The 22,995-nt window shown below is 37.3% G+C and carries 37 protein-coding genes, 1 tRNA gene and 1 pseudogene; all 39 read right to left on the reverse strand.

Annotated features, from left to right (window positions below):
• Position 1 precedes the first annotated feature (1 nt).
• The 39 genes and pseudogenes from NTX65_04505 to rplW all read right to left on the reverse strand — a co-directional run bounded on the left by NTX65_04505 (position 2) and on the right by rplW (position 22,993).
• Positions 2-670 (reverse strand): hypothetical protein, encoded by a 669-nt coding sequence (locus tag NTX65_04505; protein MCX6168577.1) that lies wholly within the window; start codon positions 668-670, stop codon positions 2-4.
• Between the two features lie 30 nt (positions 671-700).
• Complete coding sequence (locus NTX65_04510) at positions 701-1,528, reverse strand: hypothetical protein (protein MCX6168578.1); 828 nt, start codon at positions 1,526-1,528, stop codon at positions 701-703.
• A 33-nt stretch (positions 1,529-1,561) separates the two neighbouring features.
• On the reverse strand, positions 1,562-1,861 hold the full coding sequence (locus tag NTX65_04515; GenBank protein ID MCX6168579.1) for a hypothetical protein: 300 nt from the start codon (positions 1,859-1,861) through the stop codon (positions 1,562-1,564).
• A 147-nt stretch (positions 1,862-2,008) separates the two neighbouring features.
• Entirely contained in the window at positions 2,009-3,400 is a 1,392-nt protein-coding gene (gene fumC / locus NTX65_04520; protein MCX6168580.1) for a class II fumarate hydratase, read from the reverse strand.
• A 99-nt stretch (positions 3,401-3,499) separates the two neighbouring features.
• Positions 3,500-4,183 carry a C40 family peptidase gene (locus tag NTX65_04525; GenBank protein MCX6168581.1) on the reverse strand — a complete coding sequence of 228 codons (684 nt, stop codon included), beginning with the start codon at positions 4,181-4,183 and terminating at the stop codon, positions 3,500-3,502.
• Positions 4,184-4,210: 27 nt separating this feature from the next.
• A complete protein-coding gene (locus NTX65_04530) occupies positions 4,211-5,065 on the reverse strand; it encodes a sigma-70 family RNA polymerase sigma factor (GenBank protein ID MCX6168582.1) in 855 nt (284 codons plus the stop codon).
• Positions 5,066-5,076: 11 nt separating this feature from the next.
• Entirely contained in the window at positions 5,077-5,349 is a 273-nt protein-coding gene (locus tag NTX65_04535; protein MCX6168583.1) for a EutN/CcmL family microcompartment protein, read from the reverse strand.
• Positions 5,349-5,648, reverse strand: coding sequence for a EutN/CcmL family microcompartment protein (locus NTX65_04540; protein ID MCX6168584.1), 300 nt, complete (start codon positions 5,646-5,648; stop codon positions 5,349-5,351). Before NTX65_04540 ends, NTX65_04535 begins: the two co-directional genes overlap by 1 nt.
• 206 nt (positions 5,649-5,854) lie before the next feature.
• Positions 5,855-7,018 (reverse strand): phosphopentomutase, encoded by a 1,164-nt coding sequence (locus NTX65_04545; GenBank protein MCX6168585.1) that lies wholly within the window; start codon positions 7,016-7,018, stop codon positions 5,855-5,857.
• Between the two features lie 15 nt (positions 7,019-7,033).
• Entirely contained in the window at positions 7,034-8,905 is a 1,872-nt protein-coding gene (locus NTX65_04550) for a GAF domain-containing protein (GenBank protein MCX6168586.1), read from the reverse strand.
• Between the two features lie 91 nt (positions 8,906-8,996).
• The gene (gene yihA, locus NTX65_04555; protein MCX6168587.1) at positions 8,997-9,578 is read right to left on the reverse strand and encodes a ribosome biogenesis GTP-binding protein YihA/YsxC; all 582 of its coding nucleotides are present in this window, start codon (positions 9,576-9,578) and stop codon (positions 8,997-8,999) included.
• 286 nt (positions 9,579-9,864) lie between these two features.
• Positions 9,865-10,215, reverse strand: a pseudogene (rplQ, locus tag NTX65_04560) (50S ribosomal protein L17).
• A gap of 19 nt (positions 10,216-10,234) precedes the next feature.
• Entirely contained in the window at positions 10,235-11,230 is a 996-nt protein-coding gene (locus NTX65_04565; protein ID MCX6168588.1) for a DNA-directed RNA polymerase subunit alpha, read from the reverse strand.
• A gap of 26 nt (positions 11,231-11,256) precedes the next feature.
• On the reverse strand, positions 11,257-11,883 hold the full coding sequence (gene rpsD / locus NTX65_04570) for a 30S ribosomal protein S4 (GenBank protein MCX6168589.1): 627 nt from the start codon (positions 11,881-11,883) through the stop codon (positions 11,257-11,259).
• A gap of 15 nt (positions 11,884-11,898) precedes the next feature.
• Positions 11,899-12,285, reverse strand: a complete 387-nt coding sequence (gene rpsK, locus NTX65_04575) for a 30S ribosomal protein S11 (protein MCX6168590.1) — start codon at positions 12,283-12,285, stop codon at positions 11,899-11,901.
• Between the two features lie 26 nt (positions 12,286-12,311).
• Complete coding sequence (gene rpsM / locus NTX65_04580) at positions 12,312-12,695, reverse strand: 30S ribosomal protein S13 (protein ID MCX6168591.1); 384 nt, start codon at positions 12,693-12,695, stop codon at positions 12,312-12,314.
• An 18-nt stretch (positions 12,696-12,713) separates the two neighbouring features.
• A complete protein-coding gene (gene rpmJ / locus NTX65_04585) occupies positions 12,714-12,827 on the reverse strand; it encodes a 50S ribosomal protein L36 (protein ID MCX6168592.1) in 114 nt (37 codons plus the stop codon).
• Between the two features lie 15 nt (positions 12,828-12,842).
• Positions 12,843-13,061, reverse strand: coding sequence for a translation initiation factor IF-1 (gene infA / locus NTX65_04590; protein MCX6168593.1), 219 nt, complete (start codon positions 13,059-13,061; stop codon positions 12,843-12,845).
• A 6-nt stretch (positions 13,062-13,067) separates the two neighbouring features.
• Entirely contained in the window at positions 13,068-13,832 is a 765-nt protein-coding gene (gene map / locus NTX65_04595) for a type I methionyl aminopeptidase (protein ID MCX6168594.1), read from the reverse strand.
• Positions 13,833-13,840: 8 nt separating this feature from the next.
• Positions 13,841-15,178 (reverse strand): preprotein translocase subunit SecY, encoded by a 1,338-nt coding sequence (gene secY / locus NTX65_04600; GenBank protein MCX6168595.1) that lies wholly within the window; start codon positions 15,176-15,178, stop codon positions 13,841-13,843.
• Positions 15,178-15,642 carry a 50S ribosomal protein L15 gene (gene rplO / locus NTX65_04605; protein MCX6168596.1) on the reverse strand — a complete coding sequence of 155 codons (465 nt, stop codon included), beginning with the start codon at positions 15,640-15,642 and terminating at the stop codon, positions 15,178-15,180. The genes secY and rplO overlap by 1 nt, the downstream gene beginning before the upstream one ends.
• The gene (gene rpmD / locus NTX65_04610; protein ID MCX6168597.1) at positions 15,639-15,839 is read right to left on the reverse strand and encodes a 50S ribosomal protein L30; all 201 of its coding nucleotides are present in this window, start codon (positions 15,837-15,839) and stop codon (positions 15,639-15,641) included. Before rpmD ends, rplO begins: the two co-directional genes overlap by 4 nt.
• 13 nt (positions 15,840-15,852) lie before the next feature.
• Positions 15,853-16,365: a 30S ribosomal protein S5 gene (gene rpsE, locus NTX65_04615; protein ID MCX6168598.1), complete on the reverse strand. Its 513-nt coding sequence runs from the start codon at positions 16,363-16,365 to the stop codon at positions 15,853-15,855.
• Between the two features lie 57 nt (positions 16,366-16,422).
• Positions 16,423-16,496 (reverse strand) — tRNA-Gln (locus NTX65_04620).
• Between the two features lie 4 nt (positions 16,497-16,500).
• Complete coding sequence (gene rplR / locus NTX65_04625; protein MCX6168599.1) at positions 16,501-16,866, reverse strand: 50S ribosomal protein L18; 366 nt, start codon at positions 16,864-16,866, stop codon at positions 16,501-16,503.
• Between the two features lie 16 nt (positions 16,867-16,882).
• Positions 16,883-17,419 (reverse strand): 50S ribosomal protein L6, encoded by a 537-nt coding sequence (gene rplF / locus NTX65_04630; protein MCX6168600.1) that lies wholly within the window; start codon positions 17,417-17,419, stop codon positions 16,883-16,885.
• Between the two features lie 22 nt (positions 17,420-17,441).
• Entirely contained in the window at positions 17,442-17,837 is a 396-nt protein-coding gene (gene rpsH, locus NTX65_04635; GenBank protein MCX6168601.1) for a 30S ribosomal protein S8, read from the reverse strand.
• A gap of 17 nt (positions 17,838-17,854) precedes the next feature.
• Complete coding sequence (rpsN, locus tag NTX65_04640; protein ID MCX6168602.1) at positions 17,855-18,124, reverse strand: 30S ribosomal protein S14; 270 nt, start codon at positions 18,122-18,124, stop codon at positions 17,855-17,857.
• 9 nt (positions 18,125-18,133) lie between these two features.
• Complete coding sequence (gene rplE / locus NTX65_04645) at positions 18,134-18,688, reverse strand: 50S ribosomal protein L5 (protein MCX6168603.1); 555 nt, start codon at positions 18,686-18,688, stop codon at positions 18,134-18,136.
• 157 nt (positions 18,689-18,845) lie between these two features.
• Entirely contained in the window at positions 18,846-19,172 is a 327-nt protein-coding gene (gene rplX, locus NTX65_04650; GenBank protein ID MCX6168604.1) for a 50S ribosomal protein L24, read from the reverse strand.
• A gap of 11 nt (positions 19,173-19,183) precedes the next feature.
• On the reverse strand, positions 19,184-19,552 hold the full coding sequence (rplN, locus tag NTX65_04655; GenBank protein ID MCX6168605.1) for a 50S ribosomal protein L14: 369 nt from the start codon (positions 19,550-19,552) through the stop codon (positions 19,184-19,186).
• A 25-nt stretch (positions 19,553-19,577) separates the two neighbouring features.
• The gene (gene rpsQ / locus NTX65_04660; GenBank protein MCX6168606.1) at positions 19,578-19,835 is read right to left on the reverse strand and encodes a 30S ribosomal protein S17; all 258 of its coding nucleotides are present in this window, start codon (positions 19,833-19,835) and stop codon (positions 19,578-19,580) included.
• 16 nt (positions 19,836-19,851) lie between these two features.
• The gene (rpmC, locus tag NTX65_04665) at positions 19,852-20,070 is read right to left on the reverse strand and encodes a 50S ribosomal protein L29 (protein ID MCX6168607.1); all 219 of its coding nucleotides are present in this window, start codon (positions 20,068-20,070) and stop codon (positions 19,852-19,854) included.
• Between the two features lie 15 nt (positions 20,071-20,085).
• Positions 20,086-20,505 (reverse strand): 50S ribosomal protein L16, encoded by a 420-nt coding sequence (gene rplP / locus NTX65_04670; GenBank protein ID MCX6168608.1) that lies wholly within the window; start codon positions 20,503-20,505, stop codon positions 20,086-20,088.
• Positions 20,506-20,526: 21 nt separating this feature from the next.
• Positions 20,527-21,168: a 30S ribosomal protein S3 gene (rpsC, locus tag NTX65_04675; protein MCX6168609.1), complete on the reverse strand. Its 642-nt coding sequence runs from the start codon at positions 21,166-21,168 to the stop codon at positions 20,527-20,529.
• Between the two features lie 15 nt (positions 21,169-21,183).
• The gene (gene rplV / locus NTX65_04680) at positions 21,184-21,528 is read right to left on the reverse strand and encodes a 50S ribosomal protein L22 (protein ID MCX6168610.1); all 345 of its coding nucleotides are present in this window, start codon (positions 21,526-21,528) and stop codon (positions 21,184-21,186) included.
• 16 nt (positions 21,529-21,544) lie between these two features.
• Complete coding sequence (gene rpsS / locus NTX65_04685) at positions 21,545-21,832, reverse strand: 30S ribosomal protein S19 (protein MCX6168611.1); 288 nt, start codon at positions 21,830-21,832, stop codon at positions 21,545-21,547.
• Positions 21,833-21,844: 12 nt separating this feature from the next.
• On the reverse strand, positions 21,845-22,669 hold the full coding sequence (gene rplB / locus NTX65_04690; GenBank protein ID MCX6168612.1) for a 50S ribosomal protein L2: 825 nt from the start codon (positions 22,667-22,669) through the stop codon (positions 21,845-21,847).
• 27 nt (positions 22,670-22,696) lie between these two features.
• Positions 22,697-22,993: a 50S ribosomal protein L23 gene (gene rplW, locus NTX65_04695; protein MCX6168613.1), complete on the reverse strand. Its 297-nt coding sequence runs from the start codon at positions 22,991-22,993 to the stop codon at positions 22,697-22,699.
• Positions 22,994-22,995: the final 2 nt, after the last annotated feature.

Genomic DNA, 22,995 nt, shown 5'->3' on the forward strand with positions numbered 1-22,995 from the left:
TTTATTTCCCTTCTAATTTATGTTTATTCTTTAACGCAAAATAAAATAAGAATGATGCGAATACGAACGCAAGTTTGCATAACAAACTTTCGACCGCGGTTAAAAATGTCGGAATTGCGATTGCAAGGATCATTGAGGGTATAAATGTGAATAGGAAACCGAACAGAAATGTTCTTGTAAGAGATTTCTGAAGCGGATCTCTTTCCGCCCCCCATTTTTTGTTCAGAATTATAATTGAAAAGATAATTGGCAGATAATAAAAGATTCCGTATAACTCGCCCAATGGATAATGGTATGATGCATAAAGTACAGTACACTTTGTAACTGCAAATTGATCAAGCACGAACGGATAGTAAACGATGAAAAAGAGAGCCGGAATAAAAACAAGTTTGCTGAATTGAGTTTCTCTTGCCGAAAACTTTAGAACAGCGTATAAGCAAAGAGGCGGTAAAAGAGTTATATCAAAAAATGCGAGATAGATAATAATTTGTTTTTGAATACCGACAAAACAGATAAGAAATTCAAAAAATTGATAGCCGAACAGAAGTGCAATTATTCCAATTGTGTATCTGTTGATTGTATTCTTCTCGGCAAAGATCAAGAGATTGATAATGTAAACAAGTTCAATGCATGCGATTAATAACGAAATTATTCCATCAAAATTATTCATCTCTTATAGCTCGGTTAATTAGAATCTTTTTCACTTGCGGTGCTTAAACCAATCTTCGTACAGCTCCGGTCTTCTGTCTCTGAGAAATAATCTCTTTGCATGAGAAGTTTTGCATTTATCAAGTTCAACATCACAATACAAAATTTCTTCGGTTCCTAATCCCGCTCGGGCAATAACGTTTCCCTCCGGATCGCATACAAACGATTCACCCGAGAAAGTCAAACATTCTTCTTCACCAACCCGGTTGCATAACGCTGTGTAATATCCGTTCTGAAACGCCGCGACGCGCATTTCGGCTTCATACAAACCATCCGGCCACTCGCCCTCAGCACCGGCTTGAGGCACAAAAACAATCTCAGCGCCATTAATTGCAAGTTCACGCATATATTCAGGGTAATGTCTATCATAGCAGATTGCCACACCGATTTTTCCAAATTTAGTTTTATAAACCGGAGTGCCGTTATTACCGGGAGTATAAAAATCTTTTTCGTGAAAGCATTGATAATCTGTAATGTGAATCATCCTCGTAGTGCCGAGAATTTTTCCGTCCGCATCAATGACCGGAGATGAATCGTATGTTCCGTCTTTATCTATTTCATATAGGTTCAGAATTATAACGACATCTAATTCTTTGGCTAGTTTAGAAAATATATTTGTAGTCGGACCAGGAATTGATTCAGCAATTTCTAATGGTTTTGCTGATGAAGATTTCTGAGGGAAGAAAGGAACAAATGCCAGTTCCGAAAATGAAATTATCTTAGCTCCGGAGTGAGCGGCTTTCTTAACGGCATCAACACCATTCTGAATATTTTGTTCTCTGTTTGCAGTTGCCTTCTGCTGGACTAGTGCGATTTTCATAAATACCAATAAATGTTAGATCAATTAAAAAGCTTATCTCAGTTCTTTGATTTCAATAATTTCGATTATCTTTCCCCACATGTGGAAACTTGCCATTTCTTTTTTCTCAATATACTTGAATAGAATTCGTTTTCCATCAGTTTGAAATTCTTTAGAAAGATTTAAGGGATCTAAACTTTTCCCATCATCGGTTACAATACCGTAAAATCCTCCCTCAAATGAAAGAAATTTTACCGTTCCAATTGTGTAATTCGATTCGGATTCAGTCGCGGAACAAAAACTAATAAGTGTAAAACAAAAAACTAATATGAAAATATTAGTGAGCGTTTTCATAGTTCTTAAAACGAATAGTAAACGAAGCTATTTCAGAGTTTAGATTATCACTTAGAGTCTTAGTGCCTTCGCGGCAAAATAATTTTATCAGCCGCCAAGACACAAAGACACTAAGATTCAATTTTATTTACAACTTGATGATCTTTATTATTTTCTGAGACCAATCATTTTTTCCGGACGAACTACTTCATCAAATTTTTCCGATGTAAGAAGTCCAAGTTCCATTGCTGCTTCTTTTAGAGTTTTATTTTCTTTGTGAGCTTTCTTTGCAACTTTTGCCGCGTTATCATATCCAATAACCGGATTGAGCGATGTAACAAGCATCAAAGAATTTTCAAGATGTTTTTTGATGTTCGCTGCGTTTGCAGTAATTCCTTCAACACAATGTTCGCTGAAACTTTCACACGCATCCGCTAATAATTTAATTGATTGAAGAACATTGAAAGCGATAACAGGCATGAAAACATTTAATTCAAAATTTCCGCTCGAGCCGGCAATATTAATTGTAACATCATTGCCAAAAACTTGAGCACAAACCATCGTCATTGCTTCCGATTGAGTTGGATTAACTTTACCCGGCATGATTGAACTTCCCGGTTCATTTTCCGGCAATGAGATTTCGCCAATACCGCAACGTGGACCTGAACCGAGCCATCGTATATCATTCGATATTTTTAATAATGAAGTGCCAATAGTTTTTAACACACCGCTCATTTCAACAAGCGCGTCTTTGGCAGCCATAGCTTCATATTTATTAGGCGCTGTTTTAAAAGGTTTACCGGTCAACTTGGAAATTGTATCGGCTACTTTTACCGCGTATTCCGGATGAGCATTTAAACCGGTTCCTACTGCAGTTCCGCCAAGAGGAATTTCATATAAGCGCTTTAATGAATCGCTAATTCGTGCTAATCCATTAGTCAATTGCATTGCATATCCGCTGAATTCATCTCCAAGAGTAAGTGGAGTTGCATCCATTAAATGCGTACGGCCTATTTTTATTATGTCTTTAAACTCTTTTGCTTTTTCATCTAATGAATTTCTCAATTTAGTAACCATTGGAATCAAACGGCGGTGAATTTCTTCGACAGCGGCAACATGTATTGCTGTGGGAAATGCATCGTTAGTAGATTGAGCTTTATTAACGTCGTCGTTAGGATGGATTGGTTTTTTGCTGCCCATTACTCCTCCAGCCATTTCAATTGCGCGGTTGGAGATAACTTCATTGCAATTCATGTTGGTTTGAGTTCCGCTGCCGGTCTGCCAAACTACAAGAGGAAAATGATCATTCAATTTTCCGTCAATCACTTCATCGGCAGCTTTAATTATCAAATCCAATTTTTCTTTAGGTAAACTTCCTAATTCATGGCTTGTAAGAGCGGCTGCTTTTTTTACAATTCCAAGTGCTCGTATCAACTCGGCTGGAAATCTTTCACCGCCGATTTTAAAGTTCATTAATGATCTTGCTGTCTGTGCGCCATAATACTTATCTACCGGCACTTTCATTTCACCCATAGTGTCAGTTTCAATTCTAAATTCCATTGTTCACTCCGAAATGTTTTAGTTGGTAATTAAAATTAAGGCAAACTGATCTTAATTTCAATTTGGATTGAAAAGGATATTGACGCGAAATGGTCACAATTATTGTTCGATTTGATCTACTCTTCTTGCCCCAATGTACCGTTTTTTATAATAAGCTTCATCGAGAGATGAGACTGTAACACCAAGAGAGCGGCTTGCATGAACAAATTGGTTTTCGCCAAGATAAATTCCAACATGACCCGGATTAGAAGCACGGCGAGTATTAAAAAATACTAAATCGCCGAATCTCAGATCATCTTTTGATATTTTCTCTCCTACAGAATATTGCTCTCTTGCAGAGCGTGGAAGGTCAATTGAAAGTGAGCTCTGAAAAACTTGTAATGTGAAAGCAGAACAGTCTATTCCGTTTTGTGTACTTCCGCCATATTTATAAGGAGTATCTAAAAATTTTATCACTTCCAATAATACTTTTTCACGCGAAGTAAGCACAACGCTAAATTCTTTCAGTTTATCGATATTAAACGCGAACTTGGATTTATCAATTGGGGTTCCAGCCGGAGGCGGTTCGTCAAACTCATCGTCGGTTGATGATGAATCTGCAGGATCATTAAATATTATTCTTTCATTCTTTGAATTAGATTTTTTTACTGTGTCTTTTGAATGAGTTTTTAATGGTGCTGCCGGTTTTTCTTTATTTTTTTTATAACGCTGCGCGTTTGACGATGCGGAACAACTCACAAAAATTGCAAGAACAAGAAGTCCCAGAAGTAAAGTTCTAGTCAAATATATTAGCCTCATTTGTATGGCCGGTCAGCCTAAGTATGATCTTAAATTTTTACTGCGAGAAGCATGTCGTAATCTTCTAATTGCTTTCTCTTTAATTTGGCGTACGCGTTCACGTGTAAGATTAAATTTTTCACCAATCTCTTCAAGAGTGAGTGAATGTTCCTTATTCAAACCGAAATAAAGTTTTATCACTTCGGCTTCCCTTTCGGATAATGTTGACAATGCTCTTTCAATTTCACGCCTGAGTGATTCTGACATTAGAGATTGATCGGGAGAAGGTTCTTCATCGTTTTCTAAAATATCCAGCAGCCGGTTTTCTTCACCTTGTGCAAATGGAGCGTCCATAGAAACAGCGCGACCGGAAATTTTTAAAGTATCGGAGACTTCACTGATATCCATATCAAGTTCTTGGGCAAGTTCTTGAGCGCTTGGTTCACGTTCATATTCTTGTTCAAGATTACTGTAAGCTTTTCCAATTTTATTTAAAGCACCGACTCTATTCAAAGGAAGGCGTACAATTCTCGATTGTTCGGCAAGTGCCTGCAGAATTGACTGGCGAATCCACCACACAGCATAAGAAATAAATTTGAATCCGCGCGTTTCATCAAACCTACGCGCAGCTTTTATTAGACCTAGGTTTCCTTCATTAATTAGATCACCAAGTGTAAGACCTTGATTCTGATACTGTTTTGCAACCGAAACCACGAAACGCAAATTTGCCTTGACTAATTTTTCCAGAGCAAGCTGATCATTTTTTCTGATTCGAATAGCAAGTTCAATTTCTTCATCAGGTGTAAGAAGATCAACTTTTCCGATCTCTTGAAGATATTTATCTAACGATTGACTTTCTCTGTTAGTGAACTGTTTTGTGATTTTCAAAACTACTTCTCCTACACGGATTGAACATTAATAGAATCAACAATCCCAACAATTGAAGCATCAACTGGAGCCATTTCAACATCAAGCGGAATTACGGCTTCGCTTGCAGTAACATAAAAAATAATTTCTCCCGCCCCGGCACCCACTGTATCTAACGCCACAATCGGTCCGCCAAGGTCTTTATACTCTGCATTAATCGGCTGAACAAAAAGCATTTTGTAACCGGCAAGAGTCTCATATTTTCTTGTCGCCCATATTGTTCCTATTACTCTGCCAAGATGCATTAGACCTCAACCGCCTCTTTCTTTTTTTCTTTCACTGAAATATCGAGCTTATCCACAATTGCCATAATTACAGCATCAACCGGTTTATTTTTTGTAAACGTGGTTTGACGCGCAGAGCTTCCCTGTGCTACCAATACAACTTCTCCAACACCGGCTCCAACCGAATCCACAGCTATTACTGTTGCTTCTTTCGGCTTGTATTCAAGATCTAGCTGCCGGACAATTAAAAATTTTGCGCCTACAAGATTTTCGTCTTTTCTTGTTGACCAAACTGTTCCGATAACTTTTCCAAGTACCAATTCATCCTCGCTGTTCTTTATATGAAATATTTTTTTACTACGATCTTTCTTTCTGGTTAAGTAACTGTCTACTATATATACTAATACTATTCAAAAGACAATTTTTGCTGAATGTTCGGTCGCAACTTTATTAAAAATATTTGTAAGGGTCAAACCATCGTCAAAATGATTTCTCCAATTAACGGAGGATAAATAGAGTCGGCTATTTACTCTTCTAAAAAACTTGTTCCGTGCAGATCATTGTTGATCTTGAAAAAATGCGCCGCTGTCTGCGCTACATCAGCAAAAGTCCTGCGGATGCCTAGATTCTTACCGCCTATATTTTTTTTGTAGAAAAGAAGCGGCACATACTCGCGCGTATGGTCTGTGCTGATATCGGTCGCATCGTTACCATGATCAGCCGTTAATATCAAACAGTCCGTTTCATCCAATGAATTCAATATCTCCGGTAATCGTTCATCAAATTCTTGAAGTGCTTTGTGAAATCCCTCAGGATCATTTCTGTGCCCGAAATAAACATCGAAGTCGACTAGATTTGTGAAAATTAATGAACCTTTAACACTTTTTGCAACTTCTATAATTTTGCTGATTCCTTCTTGATTGGATTTTGTCTTTAACTGATGTTTAATTCCTTTGTAGTTGAAAAGGTCATTAACTTTCCCGATTGCATAAGTCTCTATTCCATTACTCAAACAATAATCAAGAATCGTTGGATCGGGTGGATCTAATGAAAAATCTTTTCTATTAGTCGTACGTTTAAAATTTCCTTCAGATCCTTCGAACGGACGGGCAATTACTCTTCCGCAAGAATCTTTTCCAATCAGAACTTTCTGACGGGTAATTGAACAGATCTCGTACAATCTTTCTAAAGAAATTACATCCTCGTGTGCCGCAATTTGAAAAACAGAATCTGCCGATGTATAAACAATTGGAAATCCAGTTCTTACATGCTCAGCGCCAAGATCTTTAATAATTTCAGTTCCGGATGCGGCGTAATTACCAAGAATTCCTTTAACACCGGTTTCTTTCATAAACCGATCAATAAGTTCTTTAGGAAATCCTTCAGGATAAAAAGGAAATTCAATTTCAACTTTTAATCCACCAAGTTCCCAGTGACCTGTAGTTGAGTCTTTGCCGGGAGAGATTTCTGCAAGCTTACCAAAAGAAGCAATTGGTGAAACTTGCGGTTCAATTCCTTTGATTGGATGGATATTCCCTAAACCGAATTTTTCTAAGTTCGGCAGATTTAAACCACCGAGACGTTCTGCCATATTCCCGAGAGTATCACTTCCCTCATCGGAATAATTTTTTGCATCAGGCAGTTCACCTATCCCGACACCATCGAGCACTATTATAAAAAAATTATTCAAAGATTAACCCGGGTATTAACTGATACTTTTAACAGAGTTACCGCCCTTCTCAATCGCTTTTTTTAATGCGAGCTCTGCGTTAGTTAAGATTTCCTGAACATCGGTTTTATTTGTCGTTGTAGCAACACCAATCGAGACTGTAAAAGTTGTCTGTTTAGATGCAACTGCAATCGCTTTGCGAGCAATTTTAATTCTTAATTTTTCAGCCCATAAAAAAACATCTTTGGGAGACATATTGAAAAAATAAACCGCAAAAACTTTTTCGCTTATTCGTCCAAGTAAATTCAGCGGTGTCATTTCATCTTTTATCATTTGCCCGATAGTCCGGAGAACTTTAGGAAATGGATCTCCTTCAAAAAGAGTTTCCTGCTCCAAGAATTCATCAAGTTTAATAACTGCTATAGCACCTTGAATTCCGATCTCTTTGCTGCGCACAAGATCAATTGTGAACCGTTCAATAAACGCATCGTAGTTCAATGTTTTAGTTTCGATATCTACGGAGAGCAATCCTTTTAAAATATTTATCGTCGAGTAAGAATGAAGTATAAAAGCAAATATTTTGGTAGCATTTTTTATATAAGAAACTTCATTGTTTGAATAGACATTTTTCTTTAGACTTTCAAAACAAAGAACTCCGTAATTATGTTCATCATACACAAGAGGTATCGCAAGGAAAGAACCGTCAAAACTTACATCTTCGGTTTTTGCAAAACGCGGTATCTCCGATGAAGATGTATCGTCAATCTTTACTGGTGTGGCGCTTAATATCGCTCTTCCAACCAATGTTCCGTTCAAGTCGATCTCTAAATTTTCGCCGACATACTTTAGCGATGTTTTATTAATGATTTTTGTAGTCTTAAATTTTTGTTCTGAAGGATTATATGAAACCAAGGTAAAAGAATCCCAATCGAGCAAACCTTGCATTGAAGATTCAATGGTCTGATGAACATCTACTTCCGATTCAAATTTTTTGTCGGCACCTAAAATGCTGAGAAGCGTTTTCAACCGTTGATCCGCTTGCGATTCTGAAAATTTTTCTTCGAATAATGAGATGATTATTGAAATGACACGGACAATTCTACCTAATGAATAGACTTGTTCAATACCGAACGCGTCGTTCATTTTTGAATCTAAAGCCAGAATTCCAGTCAAATGTTTTCCGTAAAATAATGGAACGCCGACAAAACTTTTAATTCCTTGGGGAACGCCGTAATAACGAATTACATCAATCTCTGCATTGGTAGCGATATCGGTTAAAAGTTCAGGCTCTTCTCTTTGAACAATTTTACCAAGGATGTCATCTTCGAGATCGAACTTCTGCTGTTTGATTTGTGATGAACTCGTTACGTAACGTTCAAGCGTTAGACGTTTTCTGTTTTTATTGTACCAGAAGAATGCCGCTGTGTGAGCCATATAAGAATCTTTAACAACACTTAGAATTTTTTCAAGAACAAAACCGAATTGTTCATCGTGATTAACATCTTCCGGCAATTCTTCCAGAGCAATTTTATCGTAATTTGTTTTAAAATCCGGCGGTTTGAAAAAATCTTGCTTGCCTTTGCTGAATGAACTTCCAAAATTTTCGGAAGTAATTATTTCAATATTCTTAGTTGGTGAAATTATTTTAAAATCTTCACCGGTATCAGTTTCATAAGAATCTCTTTCGTTTTTTTCTTCATCTTCAAAAAGATCTGGTTCGTAGGTCTGATCAAACGATTCACCCCGCATTGAATCACGAAGAAATATTATAAATCCGGCATATATTAAAAGAACGACACCGGAAATAATACGTATGTATGTATCTTCTGTAAAAAATGGAATGGCGATGAGAATGGGAATAAACAAGAAAATGAAGACTCTCTTTTTAATTTTTTCTTTGATTCCCATTGTCCTTCTTAGAGATTATGTAGAAATATTTGGCTAGAAGCTTAAAAAGTATCAACTGCCAATTCAATAATAAGAAAGATTTAAGATATTTTCATATAAGGAAGAGCGAAGTGAGATGTTTTACAATTTCTTTTTTACCGGTCGCTTTTATAGTCGAATAGAAAAGCATGTTCTCCCCGGGTATAATTTCCGGGAAAAATTGTACAACCCGTTTTTTAGCCGAAGCCATTTCGGCCTGCTTCAACTTATCGGACTTGTTCATAAGCAGAAAATAAGGAATCTCTTTGTTCCGCAGAAAATTATTAAGTTCAATATCAAGCTGCATTGGATCGTGCCGGCTGTCAATAATGTGAATTGCCAACTTAATGTTTTCGTTCATTGAAAAATATTTTTCAAGTAAAAGCTGCCACGCATCGCGTTCTTTCTTCGAAACTTTTGCGTAACCAAAGCCGGGTAAATCAACAATGAAGAATTTCTTTTCTACGAGATAATAATTTATTGAGCGGGTTTTTCCCGGTGAGGAGGAAGTCTTTGCCATCTTTGTATTAAAAACGGAATTTATGAAAGAGGATTTTCCAACATTGGAGCGACCGCAAAGGACAACCGTTGGCAAGTTTTCTTTTGGTAATTCACCAAGATTAAAAACGGATTTAATGAACTCAATTTTTTTCATAAAAATAAAAAAGAGTAACCGAACCCGATTACTCTTCTCAAATTAATCTATAATCCTAAAATTAACTGCCTTTTTTCTGCGGAGTCTTTGTAGTCTTGGTAATCTTTTCTTTTGTGATTTTTTCTTTTGGTGATTTTTCTTTTTTTGGTTTTGGAACTACCGCTTTTTTAGCAGCCTTTTCCTTTTTCTCTTTCTTTTCTTCTGCTTTAACTTCTTCTGCAGTTTCAGTTGGTTTTTCTTCGCCCTTTGTTTTCTTAGGAGCTTTAGGTTTAATAACACCGCTGTAATCGACCAATTCGATTATTGCCATGTGAGCGCCGTCGCCTTTTCTCTGTCCGAGATGAACTACGCGGGTGTAACCGCCGGGTCTATCGCCGACTTTGGTTACAATGTCACTAAACAGTTCTGAAAGAACAGCTCTATCATTAATTTTTTCAGCAATTATTCTTCTCGCATGAACGGAATCTGTTTTTGCTCTTGTAATGATAGGTTCAACGAATCTGCGCAGCTCTTTGGCTTTTGCTGCGGTTGTTTTAATTTTTTTATGCTGAAGTAAAGATGTTGCCAACAATTTTAATGTAGCTAATCTGTGACTTGCAGTTCTACCTAATTTTCTTCCTTTTACGCCATGTCTCATTCTTCAACCTTATGGAATACTAATTGTTTTCTGGTTTATCTTTTATGTATTTATCAACGTCCATACCGAATTCGAGCCCGTGATTATCAACGATCTCAATTAATTCGGCTAAAGATTTTCTTCCGAAGTTTCTGAACTTCAGCATTTCGCTTTCATCTTTTCTAACTAGGTCAGATAAATTTTTGATGTTAGCGGCTTTCAAGCAGTTATGAGAACGAACACTTAATTCAAGATCATCAACACTTGTCAATAATATCTTTTTGATTCTCTCTGCTTCGGCGTCTTTTTCATTTTCAACTTTTTCTTCTTCAGGCTCAGCGTCAAAGTTGATGAACATCTGAATGTGATCTTTCAAAATTTTTGCAGAACTTGAAAGAGCTTCTTCAGGAGTTATGGAACCATCGGTTTGAATTTCGAGTGAAAGTTTTTCGAAATCATTCTTCTCACCTATACGAACATTTTCTACATCGTAGCGGCAATTGACAATTGGTGTATAGATGGAATCAATTGGAATGGTTCCAATCGTCATTTCGAGAATTTTTTGTTCTAATGAAGGGACATAACCTTTGCCAATTCCAAAACGTAATTCCATATTTAGCTTTGCATCGGAATTCAATCTTGCAATGTGAAGATCGGGATTTAATATTTCTATATCCGGGCAATATTTTTGAATATCACCTGCTTTAAATTCTTTTGAACCGCTGAGAGAAATTTCGCAGCCTGTAGTTTTTTTATTCGTAATTCTCATTCTAACTTGCTTCAAGTTAAGAATAAGTTCTGTAACGTCTTCAACAACACCAGGAATTGTAGAAAATTCATGAAGAACGCCTTCAATTTTAACAGCATTAATTGCAGCACCGGTTAAGGATGACAATAATACTCTTCTAAGGGCATTGCCCAGTGTAACTCCGAAACCTCTTTCGAGAGGTTGAACTATAAATCTTCCAAAATTCTCTTTGGATGAAGACTCATCGAGAATAACGCCATCAGGCATTTTTATAAATGGATAGCTCATTTAGTATCCTCTTTAATTTTTATTAATTACTTAGAATACAACTCAACAATTAATTGTTCGTTAGCATTCAATGGAATGTCTTCTCTCTCCGGAACATTTAAGAAAGTACCGGATAAAGTTGCTTTATCTACAGACAACCAATTGTAAACGTTGTCTTTTGTTCTTCTTAAGGAATTATGAATAGCATCCAGCTTTTTGCTCTTTTCGCGAACTGAAATTAAATCTCCAGGTGCGAGAGTATATGATGGGATGTCAACAGTCTTTCCGTTTACCCAGAAATGTCCATGAAGAACTAATTGACGAGCTGATTTTCTAGAGGGGGCAAATCCAAGACGAAATACAACATTGTCCAATCTTCTTTCAAGTAGCTTAATCAAATTACCGCCGGTAATACCTTTCTGGCGGTTAGCCGTTTCAAAAATATTATGGAATTGGGTTTCCATTAAGCCGTAAATTCTCTTAACTTTTTGTTTTTCTCTAAGCTGTACGCCGTATTCAGAAAACTTTGCTCTGCGTGTCAAACCATGTTGACCCGGAGCGTAGTTTTTTTGTTCAAGCGGACATTTTTCCGATAAACATTTAGTTCCCTTTAAAAATAATTTCTGTTTTTCCCTTCTGCATAATTTGCAGCTGGGACCAGTGTATCTTGCCATCTAAAGTTTCTCCTATTAAACTCTTCTTCGTTTTGGTGGTCGGCATCCGTTATGCGGTATTGGAGTTTGATCTTTAATTGAAAGAATATCCAAACCTGCAGTACTTAACGCTCTAATTGCTGCTTCTCTTCCGGATCCGGGTCCTTTTACGAACACATCAACCTTTCTCAATCCTAAATCGTGCGCTTCTTTAGCAGCAGCTTCTGCTGTAACCTGGGCAGCAAACGGAGTATTTTTTCTTGAGCCTTTGAAACCGTTTTTACCGGCTGAGGACCAAGAAATTGTATTTCCGTAAATATCAGTTAGCGTAACCAACACGTTATTGAATGAGGCTTTAATATGAGCCACGCCAACAGCATCAACGTGAACTTTCTTTTTAGTCTTTTTTACAACCTTTGCCAATTTTACTCCTCAAAAAAAATTATTAATTACTTCTTAGCCGGAGTTTTCTTTTTACCGGCAACAGTTCTACGTTTACCTTTACGAGTTCTTGAATTAGTTCTAGTACGCTGACCGCGGACAGGCAAACCTCTTCTGTGACGAATACCGCGATAAGAACCAATATCCATTAATCTCTTAATGTTTTGTTGGACTTCGCTTCTAAGCGCACCTTCAACTCTATACTCAGAAGTCATTACGGAACGAATCTTTGCAATTTCTTCTTCGGTCAGTTCAGAAACTTTTTTATCGGGGTTTACACCGGCTTTGGTTAAAATCTCCATAGAAGATTTATCACCGATGCCAAAGATGTAGGTCAATCCGATATAAGCTTTTTTATTTTTTGGTAAATCAACACCAGCTAAACGAGCCAAATCTATAACCTCCTAGGTTTAACCTTGTCTTTGTTTGTGTTTAGGGTTTTTGCAGATCACTCTTACAACCCCTTTTCTTTTAATGATCTTACAGTTCTCACAAATCTTGCGAACAGATGAGCGGACCTTCATTTTATTTCTTCTCCGTTATTTATATCTGTATGTAATTCTACCTTTATTCAAATCGTACGGCGAAAGTTCTATTGCTACTTTATCGCCAACCAAAATTTTTATGAAGTGCATTCTCATTTTACCGGAAATATGAGCAAGGATTTCATGACCGTTATCTAGGCGGACTTTAAAATGCGCATTTGGTAATGTATCTGTTACAACTCCGTCAACCTTTATCGGTCCTTGTTTTGCCATCTATTTTTATTCACACTTCGTTAAAATTTCTGGTTTACCATCAATAATTGCAATTGTATGTTCAAAATGTGCCGAAGGTTTTCCGTCAGCGGTTAAAATCGTCCATCCATCTTCAGCAACAATAACTTTATATGATCCCATGTTAACCATCGGTTCAAGAGCCAAGGTCATACCGTTTTTAAGAACAGCTCCGTTTCCTTTTTTTCCATAATTTGGAATCTGAGGATCTTCATGAAGATGTTTTCCAACTCCGTGTCCGCACAAATCTCGAACAACTGAAAATCCGTTTTCCTCAACATAAACTTGGACAGAATTTGAAATATCTCCAATCCGGTTCAATTCAATTGCTTGCTCGATACCGAGATATAAAGATTTTTCGGTTACATCCATCAGTTTCTGTTTTGAGTCGGAAATTTTACCTACTGCTACCGAAAGAGCTGCATCTCCAAAGTATCCGTCCTTTTCGACTCCAACATCAATGGAAAGAATTTCACCTTCTTTCAAAACTCTGTTGCCGGGAATCCCGTGAACAACCTCATCATCAATAGAAGAACAAATTGAGCCTGGAAAATCGAACGATCCCGCTTGCGAATAACCTTTGAATGCGGGACGAGCGTTATTGCTTAAGATATAATCTTCGGCAATTTTATCCAGCTCTTGTGTCGTTACGCCAATTTTGACGTTACGCTTCACTAATTGTAATGTCTCTGCTACTATTTTGCAACTTTCACGAATGTAATCTATTTCGCGTTTGCTTTTTATTAATATCACTATCTAATCTAGAATCTTCTGCCTTTTAGTTTTCCGGATTTCATGAATCCGTCGTAATGCCTCATCAATAAATGAGATTCAACTTGCTGCAAAGTATCTAATGCAACGCCTACAATAATTAATAAGCTTGTTCCTCCAAAGAATGAACCGAAGCTTTGCGAAACTCCGAATCTCATAATGAACGTTGGCAAAATTGCAATGATAGCTAAAAATACTGAGCCTGGTAATGTAATCTTGGTTAAAATATTATCAACAAAATCTGCAGTTTGTTTACCCGGTCTTATACCCGGAATAAAACCGCCCTGCTTCTTCATATTTTCCGCAACATCCTGCGGATTGAACGCAATTGCTGTATAAAAATAAGTGAAGAAGATAATCATCAAAGCATAAAAGAAAGAGTACGTTAAACTTCTAGGTGTAAAATATGTTGCAACAGATGCAATAAATTCATTATTCGGAAAAAATGAGAACAATGTTGCCGGTATAAACATAATTGACTGTGCAAAGATAATAGGCATAACACCCGCCGTATTAACCTTTAACGGAATATATTGAGTAACTCCACCGTAAACTTTTCTGCCGACAACTCTCTTGGCATATTGAACAGGAATTCTCCTAGTTCCTTGCGTAACAAGAACCACCCCGGCAATTATTAAAACCATGAATGCAAGAATTACAACTTCAATAACGATATTGCGCTGACCGCTTGCAATTAATCTGTATTCATCAAGTAATGCAAATGGGAAACGATTAATGATGCCGATAAAAATTATGAGTGAAATACCGTTTCCAATTCCTTTATCCGTTATTTGTTCACCAAGCCACATAATGAACATTGTTCCGGCAACAAGAATTACAACTGCAGAAAGGGTCCAGAGAATACCTCTAACAGCTTCTGGAACGATGGGTGCATTATTGGAATGAATACTCAGAAGATGAATAGTAACTCCCCAAGCCTGAAAAGCTGAAATTACAACTGTTCCATAGCGTGTAAGCTGGGTTAATTTTTTTCTTCCCTCTTCACCTTCCCGCTGAAGTTTCTGGAAATACGGAATTACCGCACCGGCAATCTGTAAAATAATAGAAGCCGATATGTAAGGCATAATTCCGAGAGCAAGTATTGCCGCATTAGAAAATGCACCGCCTACAAATAAATCATATAGACCGAATAAATTATCGGTGGATTGATTTTTAGTTGCCTCATGCAGTAATGAAGTATCAATACCCGGTAAGGTAATATGAGTTCCAATTCTTACAATTACGAGCAGAGCTAAAGTGTAAAGTATTCTCTGACGTAATTCATGAATCTTGAAAATATTCCGGAATGTTTCTTGAAATTTAGCCATTAGAATTTAATCTCTTTAATAGTTCCGCCAACGGATTCAATTTTTTCTTTTGCAGCAACGCTAAATGTGTGTGCTTCAACATTCAATTTTGCTTTTAATTCACCTTGAGCAAGAATTTTATAAGGAGCTGCAGCTTTAGAAATTGCGCCGCTCTTGTATAAAGAAACTGCGTTTATTTCTCCATCCTGAATTTTCTTCTCATCAACTAATCTCTGTAGAGTAGTAAGATTAATTACTTGATTAACAATCTTAAACGGGCTGTGAAATCCTCTCTTTGGAATTCTTCTTTGAAGCGGCATTTGACCGCCCTCAAACCACGTAGGGAATTTAGCACCGGCGCGTGAACGCTGACCGTTCTCTCCGCGTGTTGCAGTTCCACCATGACCGGAACCTTCACCGCGTCCAATTCTTTTTACTTTTTTGTTCGAACCTTTTGCAGGTTTCAGATTACTTAGAATATTCATTTATCACCTAACGCTTCAATTTCTTCAACTTTTACAAGATGTTGTACTTTTTTGATCATTCCTCTAATCTGAGGTGTATCGTTCTTAATAACAAAATGCATCGGTCTTGCAAGACCCAACGCTTCGATTGTTCTCTTCTGCGGAACGGGACGATCAATAACACTTCCTGTTTGAATAATTTTTATTTTCTTTAACATCATAACCTCAAAATTACAGATTGAATAACTCAGTTACTTTTAATCCGCGTTTACGCGCCATAGCTCTTGCATCAACAAGATTTAACAAAGCATTCAAAGTTGCTTTAACTTGGTTATGCGGATTGCTTGAACCGAGTGATTTAGTAAGAATATCTTGAACTCCAGCAGCTTCAAGTACAGCACGAACTCCGCCGCCAGCAATCAAACCAGTACCGGGTGTTGCCGGTTTTAATAAAACCGATCCGGCGCCAAACTTTCCGGTGATTGCATGAGGAATAGTTCCCTTGATGATTGAAACTCTATAAACATTTTTCTTAGCGTCGTCTATGCCTTTCGAAATTGCATCGGTAACTTCGTTTGCTTTACCAAGACCAACACCAACGTGACCATTTGAATCTCCCACAACAACAATTGCATTAAAGCTAAATCTACGACCGCCTTTAACAACTTTTGCAACTCTATTGATGTGAACAATCTTTTCTTTAAGATTCTCAAGACCCGATACTTTTTTGTACTTGAAATTCAATTTTAACTCCCTTGTTAACTAACTTATTTAATCTTTTTTATTGATCGTCTAATTTCTTGGCTGCCGGGAGAGGAGTCGAACCTCTACAGACGCCTCCAAAGGGCGTTGTCCTGCCATTAGACGACCCGGCAATCCTTACAACTTCATGCCGCCTTCGCGGGCACCTTCCGCAACAGCTTGAACTCTGCCATGATAGCGGTAACCGCTTCTGTCAAACACAGCTGTCGTAATTCCTTTTTCAATTGCTTTCTTTGCTAGCAATTTTCCAACTGCTTTACTTTTAGAAAGTTTACCTTTAGAATCTTTTAATTCTTCAGCAAGTTCTTTTGCAAGAGAATTAGCTTCAAGTAAAGTTGTTCCTTTTACATCGTCAATTAATTGAGCGTACATATTTTCGTTGCTTCTAAAAATTGATAGACGCGGACGTTCAGCAGTGCCGGAAATCTTTCTACGAATTCTTGCTTTCTTTGTAGCTCTATGTGTAGTGTCTTTCAAAAACATTTTTCAATTTCTCCTATTACTTACCGGCTGTCTTGCCTGCTTTACGAACAATAACTTCGTTTGAGTATTTAATACCTTTACCTTTATACGGTTCAGGTTTTCTGAATGATCTGATCTTAGCCGCAATTAAGCCAACCAATTCTTTATCATAACCCGAAATTTTTACTTGCGTCGGGGCCGGAACTTCAATTTTAATACCTGCCGGAGGCATAAATAAAATTGGGTGCGAGTAGCCAATTGTAAATAAAACAGCTTCGCCTTTTAATTCTGCTTTATAACCAACACCAACTATATCCAAAGATTTCATATATCCTTGAGTAACGCCAAGGACCATATTATTAATCAAAGCGCGTGTTAATCCGTGAAGCGCTCTGTTCTCTTTGAAATCGTTTGGTCTTGTAACAACAATTTCTTCTTTTGTAACATCAACTGTGATGTTCGGATGTATTTTCATTTCCAGTTCGCCGAGTTTGCCTTTTACTTTTATGGCATTACCGGTTTTGGTAACGGTTACATCTTTAATGGGAATTGGTTTTTTACCTATACGTGACAATTTCTTTTCCTCTTAAAATTTTTTACCAAACGTGGCAGATAACTTCACCGCCGACTGCTTCTCGTTTTGCTTGTTTATCTGATAACAATCCTTTCGGTGTAGAGAGAACTGCAATTCCAAGTCCGTTCAACACGCGCGGAAGTTTTTCTTTGCTTACATATCTTTTCAAGCCCGGTGTCGAAATTCTTTTAATACCGGTAATTGAAGGAGCTCCGTTAACATATTGAAGATGAACCCTTAGAACATTCTGTTTATCGTCTTCAACAACGTTATAGTCTCTAATAAATTTATTGTTTTTTAAAATTTCTGCTAAGCTGATCTTCATCTTTGAAGAAGGAATATCAACAAATTTCTTTTTTGCTTTAACAGCATTTCTAATTCGAGTTAAAAAATCCGCAATCGGATCGGTAGTATGCATTTACATTTCTCCTTCGGTTACCAACTTGCTTTTTTAAGACCAGGAATCAAACCGCGTAAAGCCATTTCGCGTAGAACTAAACGAGAGACGCCAAATTTTCTGTAATAAGCTCTCGGTCTTCCGGTCATTTTACATCTGTTATGTAAACGGGTCGGGGCAGAATTTCTTGGAAGTTGCTGTAAGCCCTCATAATCACCCTTCTCTTTCAATTCTTTTCTACGCGCCGCAAATTTATCTACAAGAGCTTTTCTTTTATCTTCGCGCGCGAGCAAACTTTTTCTTGCCATAACTTCCCTTTAATTAATTTCTTTTTTTCTAAACGGCATACCGAAAGCAGTCAATAATTCAAGAGCTTCTTTATCTGACTTAGCCGTTGTTACGAATGTAATATCCATTCCTAAAATCTTTGTTACTTTATCAACGTTGATTTCCGGAAAAATAATTTGTTCTTTAAGTCCCATTGTATAATTACCGCGTCCGTCAAAAGATTTATCGGGGATGCCGCGGAAATCTCGCATACGAGGCAGAGCAAGAGAAATAAATCTGTCTAAAAATTCATACATCATTTCTTTTCTTAGTGTAACCTTTGCGCCAATCTTCATACCTTCACGCAACTTGAAATTAGAGATCGCTTTTTTAGCAATTCTCACCGAAGGTTTCTGTCCGGAAATTGTTTCAAGATCCCGAATAGCTTCATCTAAAATTTTCGCATCGGAAGCAGCCTGACCAACACCCATATTGATAACAATTTTTTCAAGCTTTGGAACTTCCATAATGCTTTTATAAGCAAATTGCTCTCTTAATTTTGGAACAATCTCTTTCTGATATTTTTCTTTTAATCGAGCCGGTATTTTAGGTTGAATGACTTTGACTGCGGGTTTTTTTTCTTCAACAGCCTTAACCTTTTTCTCTTTACCTTCTTTTTGCTCTTTCTTTTCTTTTGGTTCTTTTTGTTCTTTTGCCATCGTAATTACATATCCTTAAAATTTATTCGCCGCGGCGAATTTATTAAGCAATCATTTCTCCGCTAACTCTGCTGATTCTAGCGCTTCTCTTCTTGCCTGTTTTTTCATCAATAATAAGTTTAGCGCCGATTCTTGTTTTTACATTTGTCTTAGGATCCAAGATCATAACGTTTGAAACATTTATTGGTGCTTCTTTTTCAGTAATTCCACCTTGAGGTGATTTCTGACTCGGTTTAGTATGTCTTTTACGAAGATTAATTCCTTCGACAATAACACGGTTCTTTACAGGAAATACTTTTAATACTTTTCCAGTTTTGCCCTTACTATTTCCGGTTATAACAACTACTGAATCATTTTTTTTAATCTTCATTTTCTCTATCCTTATAATACTTCTGGAGCTAGCGAGATAATTTTCATGAATTTCTTATCTCTGAGTTCTCTTGCAACGGGACCAAAAATACGGGTACCTTTAGGTTCGCCTTGTGCGTTTAAAAGAACCGCAGCATTTTCGTCGAAGCGAATATAAGAGCCGTCGTTTCTTCTAACTTCTTTTTTTGTTCTAACAACTACCGCACGGCTAACTTCACCTTTTTTAACTCCGCCGCCAGGAATTGCAGATTTTACGGCTACAACAATTACATCGCCAACACTTGCATAACGACGATCGCTGCCGCCAAGTACACGAATGCATTGTACCTTTTTAGCGCCGGAATTATCCGCTACAATTAAATTAGTTTCTTCTTGTACCATTGTTTACCTGCTCCTCAAACTTTTATTACTTGGCTTTTTCAACAATTTGAACCAAGCGCCAATTTTTTCTTTTACTCAAAGGACGTGTTTCCATAATCTTTACAACATCACCGATCTTACACTCCTGTTTTTCGTCGTGAGCCATTAGTTTAGTGGTTTTCTTAAAATATTTTTTATAAATCGGATGAGCCACCTGTCTCTCGATTGCAACGGTAATACTTTTCTGCATTTTGTTACTAACAACAGTACCGATCCTGGTTTTTCTTAGACTTCTTTTCTCCATGGAACTCGAATACTCCTTATTTTTTTGCCTTTGAGGTTTTTGCTTCCTGCATTTCTCGCTCTTTCAAAATAGTTTTCAACTTGGCGATATCTTTTTTGACCGAATGCAGTTTAGCAGTGTTTGTTAAGTTTTTTAATTCCTGCTGAAAATTTAGATCCACAAGACTTTTTTGATCTTCAAAAATTCTTTTCTTGATCTCTTCTGTGGCCATTTCTCTAATTTCAAAAATCTTCATTTTCTATAAATCCTTTTATGCTTCTAAGTCCGGACGTTGACAAATTTTAGTTTTAATTGGCAGTTTGTGAGAAGCAATAGCCATTGCCTCGTGAGCAGTTTTTTTATCAATACCGCCAATCTCGAACATGATTCTACCGGGTTTAACAACGGCAACCCAAAATTCTGGAGCGCCTTTACCTTTACCCATTCTTGTTTCAAGAGGTTTTTTGGTAACCGGTTTATCTGGAAAAATTCTGATCCACATTTTTCCGTCTCTTTTCATATGACGTGATAAAGCAACACGGCAAGCTTCAATTTGTCTGCTTGTGATCCATGCTGGTTCCAATGCTTTTAAACCGTAATCACCAAAGTTCACAAGATGACCGCGTGTAGCTTTACCGGCTCTTCTACCTCTATGTGCTTTACGAAACTTTACTCTTTTGGGCATTAACATGAAAAAAATTCCTCAAACTTATTATTCGGTTGAACGTTTACCTAAAATTTCTCCGCGGCAAATCCAGACTTTAACTCCTAGTGAACCGTAGATTGTCTGCGCAGTTGCTGTACCGTAATCTATATCGGCACGTATCGTATGCAAAGGAATTCTACCTTCTTTGTATTGTTCTGTACGAGCCATTTCAGCGCCGCCTAATCTTCCGGCACACATAATTCTAATTCCTTCAGCACCCATTCTCATTGCTGTAGTAATTGATTGTTTCATAGCTCTTCTAAACGATACTCTTCCTTCGAGTTGTCTTGCAATATTTTCCGCTACTAAATTTGCATCTAGTTCCGGTCTTTTAATTTCCGTGATCTGAATCTTAACTTCTTTATCAGTCAATTTTTTTAATTCTTCTTCAAGCTGAGCAATTTCTTTACCGCTTTTTCCAATAACTACGCCAGGTCTAGAAGTATGTATAGTTAGAACAATATTTTTAGAAGTTCTATCAATTACGATGGAAGAAATTCCAGCGTTCTGTAATCTTTTTCTTACATAGGTTCTAAGTTTCTTATCTTCAACAAGCTTAACCGCATAGCTTTTGTTTTCATACCAGTTCGATTCCCAGCCTTTGATGACGCCAACTCTAAAACCGATTGGATTAACCTTCTGACCCAAAACTTCCTCCTGAGATTACTTTTTTGTAGCTACTACAATAGTTACGTGATTAGATCTTTTTCTTATTTTGTACGCACGGCCCATCGGTGCAGCCGAAATTCTTTTCAAGGTCGGACCTTGATTCACAAATGCTTCTTTCACAAAGAAGTCGGAGACTTCATGCTTTGTGTTTTCGTCCTTGTTCATTAAATTCGATACAGCGGAACGCAAAACCTTAACTGCATCAGCAGAAGAATGCTTTGGCGAAAAGTGAAGTATCTCGATAGCTTGTTCTACCGATTTACCTCTGATAAGATCAATAACTAATCTCATCTTTCGCGGTGAAGTTCCAATGTATTTGTGAGTTGATTTTGCTTCCATCATTATTTCCCTAGAATCACTTTACTTTAGATGCTTTTTCAGCTTTAGTTCCCGGATGACCTCTGAAAATTCTTGTTGGTGCAAACTCTCCGAGTTTATGACCAACCATATTTTCAGATACATAAACGGGTATCATTTTGTTGCCGTTATGAACAGCAATTGTGTGACCGACAAAGTCAGGAGTAATTGTACTTGTACGGGACCAAGTTTTAATTATTTTCTTCTGGTTTGTGTCGTTCAATTTTTGAACTTTTGACATTAACTTCAGGTCTATGAATGGACCTTTTTTGACTGATCTTGGCATATTTACTCTGTCTTATTTTCTACGCTTGACAATGTATTTATTAGAAAGATTTTTTCTCTTTCGTGTTTTTAAACCTTTTGCTTTTTGACCCCAAGGAGAGACCGGATGACCTCCACCTGAAGTTTTACCTTCTCCACCACCCATCGGGTGATCAACTGGATTCTTTGCAACACCACGACTTGCAGGACGAATACCTAACCATCTGCTTCTTCCAGCTTTACCAAGACTAATATTTTCATGATCAATATTTCCAACGACACCATATGTAGCCATACATTCAACAGAAACCATTCTTACTTCACCGGAAGGCATTTTTAACTGAGCCATCTTTCCTTCGCGTGCCATCAATTGAAGTGATGAACCGGCTGATCTTCCAAGCTGACCGCCTTTACCGGGTCTTAATTCCACGTTGTGAATAAAACTTCCAGGCGGAATTTCTTTTAACGGCATTGCATTGCCGACTTTAATTTCTGAACCCGTACCTGATACAACCGAAGCACCAACTTTCAAACCATCCGGCGCAATGATGTATCTTTTCTCTCCATCTGCATAATTAAGAAGAGCAATTCTTGATGTTCTGTTCGGATCGTATTCAATAGAAAATACTTTTGCCGGAATTCCATTTTTATCACGTTTAAAATCTACAATTCTATAACGTCTTTTATGTCCGCCGCCGCGATGACGAGAAGTAATTCTACCTTGATTATTTCTACCACCGGATTTTTTAATTGCAGCAGTCAACGCTTTTTCGGGCGCAGTTTTGGTTATCTCATCAAATGATGAGATACTCATAAATCTTGTTCCGGGTGTATTTGGTTTTAATTTTCTAATTGCCATTTAATTCAGCTCCGAGTTTCGGTAATACTATGCTTGACCGAAAATATCTAAAGTTTGACCTTCTTTTAAGGTAACAATTGCTTTTTTGAACTTAGGTGTTCTTCCTGTAAATCTGCCCTTCTTAGTCAACTGAGTTTTAGCTTTTCCTTTGTATCTAATCGTATTTACGGAAGAGACATCTACATTAAATTTTTCTTTGAGAGCTTTAGCTATTTCTATTTTATTTGCGTCGATAGCAACTATAAAACCGTACTTGCTTGCATTCTTTTCGCTAATGCCGCTCATTTTTTCTGTTATTAAAGGTCGTACTAGAACACTTTTCATTT

The organism is Ignavibacteriales bacterium, assembly GCA_026390795.1.
Classification (GTDB): Bacteria; Bacteroidota; Ignavibacteria; order Ignavibacteriales; family Melioribacteraceae; genus Fen-1258.

Coding starts and splice junctions, on each gene's coding strand:
- rpmD (MCX6168597.1), bottom strand. CDS start 15,839: ATGTTAAAGAAAATAAAAATTATTCAAACAGGAAGTGTTATTGATCGT.
- rplB (MCX6168612.1), bottom strand. CDS start 22,669: ATGGCAATTAGAAAATTAAAACCAAATACACCCGGAACAAGATTTATG.
- rpsQ (MCX6168606.1), bottom strand. CDS start 19,835: ATGGAGAAAAGAAGTCTAAGAAAAACCAGGATCGGTACTGTTGTTAGT.
- NTX65_04535 (MCX6168583.1), bottom strand. CDS start 5,349: ATGCATCTTGGCAGAGTAATAGGAACAATATGGGCGACAAGAAAATAT.
- rpmC (MCX6168607.1), bottom strand. CDS start 20,070: ATGAAGATTTTTGAAATTAGAGAAATGGCCACAGAAGAGATCAAGAAA.
- rpsN (MCX6168602.1), bottom strand. CDS start 18,124: ATGGCAAGAAAAAGTTTGCTCGCGCGCGAAGATAAAAGAAAAGCTCTT.
- NTX65_04505 (MCX6168577.1), bottom strand. CDS start 670: ATGAATAATTTTGATGGAATAATTTCGTTATTAATCGCATGCATTGAA.
- rpsS (MCX6168611.1), bottom strand. CDS start 21,832: ATGCCAAGATCAGTCAAAAAAGGTCCATTCATAGACCTGAAGTTAATG.
- fumC (MCX6168580.1), bottom strand. CDS start 3,400: ATGGAATTTAGAATTGAAACTGACACTATGGGTGAAATGAAAGTGCCG.
- rplV (MCX6168610.1), bottom strand. CDS start 21,528: ATGGAAGCAAAATCAACTCACAAATACATTGGAACTTCACCGCGAAAG.
- NTX65_04565 (MCX6168588.1), bottom strand. CDS start 11,230: ATGAGCTATCCATTTATAAAAATGCCTGATGGCGTTATTCTCGATGAG.
- NTX65_04515 (MCX6168579.1), bottom strand. CDS start 1,861: ATGAAAACGCTCACTAATATTTTCATATTAGTTTTTTGTTTTACACTT.
- rpmJ (MCX6168592.1), bottom strand. CDS start 12,827: ATGAAGGTCCGCTCATCTGTTCGCAAGATTTGTGAGAACTGTAAGATC.
- NTX65_04510 (MCX6168578.1), bottom strand. CDS start 1,528: ATGAAAATCGCACTAGTCCAGCAGAAGGCAACTGCAAACAGAGAACAA.
- yihA (MCX6168587.1), bottom strand. CDS start 9,578: ATGAAAAAAATTGAGTTCATTAAATCCGTTTTTAATCTTGGTGAATTA.
- rplX (MCX6168604.1), bottom strand. CDS start 19,172: ATGAAGATTAAAAAAAATGATTCAGTAGTTGTTATAACCGGAAATAGT.
- rpsH (MCX6168601.1), bottom strand. CDS start 17,837: ATGCATACTACCGATCCGATTGCGGATTTTTTAACTCGAATTAGAAAT.
- rpsD (MCX6168589.1), bottom strand. CDS start 11,883: ATGGCAAGATACACTGGTCCCAGCTGCAAATTATGCAGAAGGGAAAAA.
- rplO (MCX6168596.1), bottom strand. CDS start 15,642: ATGAATATTCTAAGTAATCTGAAACCTGCAAAAGGTTCGAACAAAAAA.
- rplN (MCX6168605.1), bottom strand. CDS start 19,552: ATGGTACAAGAAGAAACTAATTTAATTGTAGCGGATAATTCCGGCGCT.
- rplR (MCX6168599.1), bottom strand. CDS start 16,866: ATGTTTTTGAAAGACACTACACATAGAGCTACAAAGAAAGCAAGAATT.
- secY (MCX6168595.1), bottom strand. CDS start 15,178: ATGGCTAAATTTCAAGAAACATTCCGGAATATTTTCAAGATTCATGAA.
- rplP (MCX6168608.1), bottom strand. CDS start 20,505: ATGTTAATGCCCAAAAGAGTAAAGTTTCGTAAAGCACATAGAGGTAGA.
- NTX65_04550 (MCX6168586.1), bottom strand. CDS start 8,905: ATGGGAATCAAAGAAAAAATTAAAAAGAGAGTCTTCATTTTCTTGTTT.
- infA (MCX6168593.1), bottom strand. CDS start 13,061: ATGGCAAAACAAGGACCGATAAAGGTTGACGGAGTTGTAACAGATACA.
- rplW (MCX6168613.1), bottom strand. CDS start 22,993: ATGAAAAGTGTTCTAGTACGACCTTTAATAACAGAAAAAATGAGCGGC.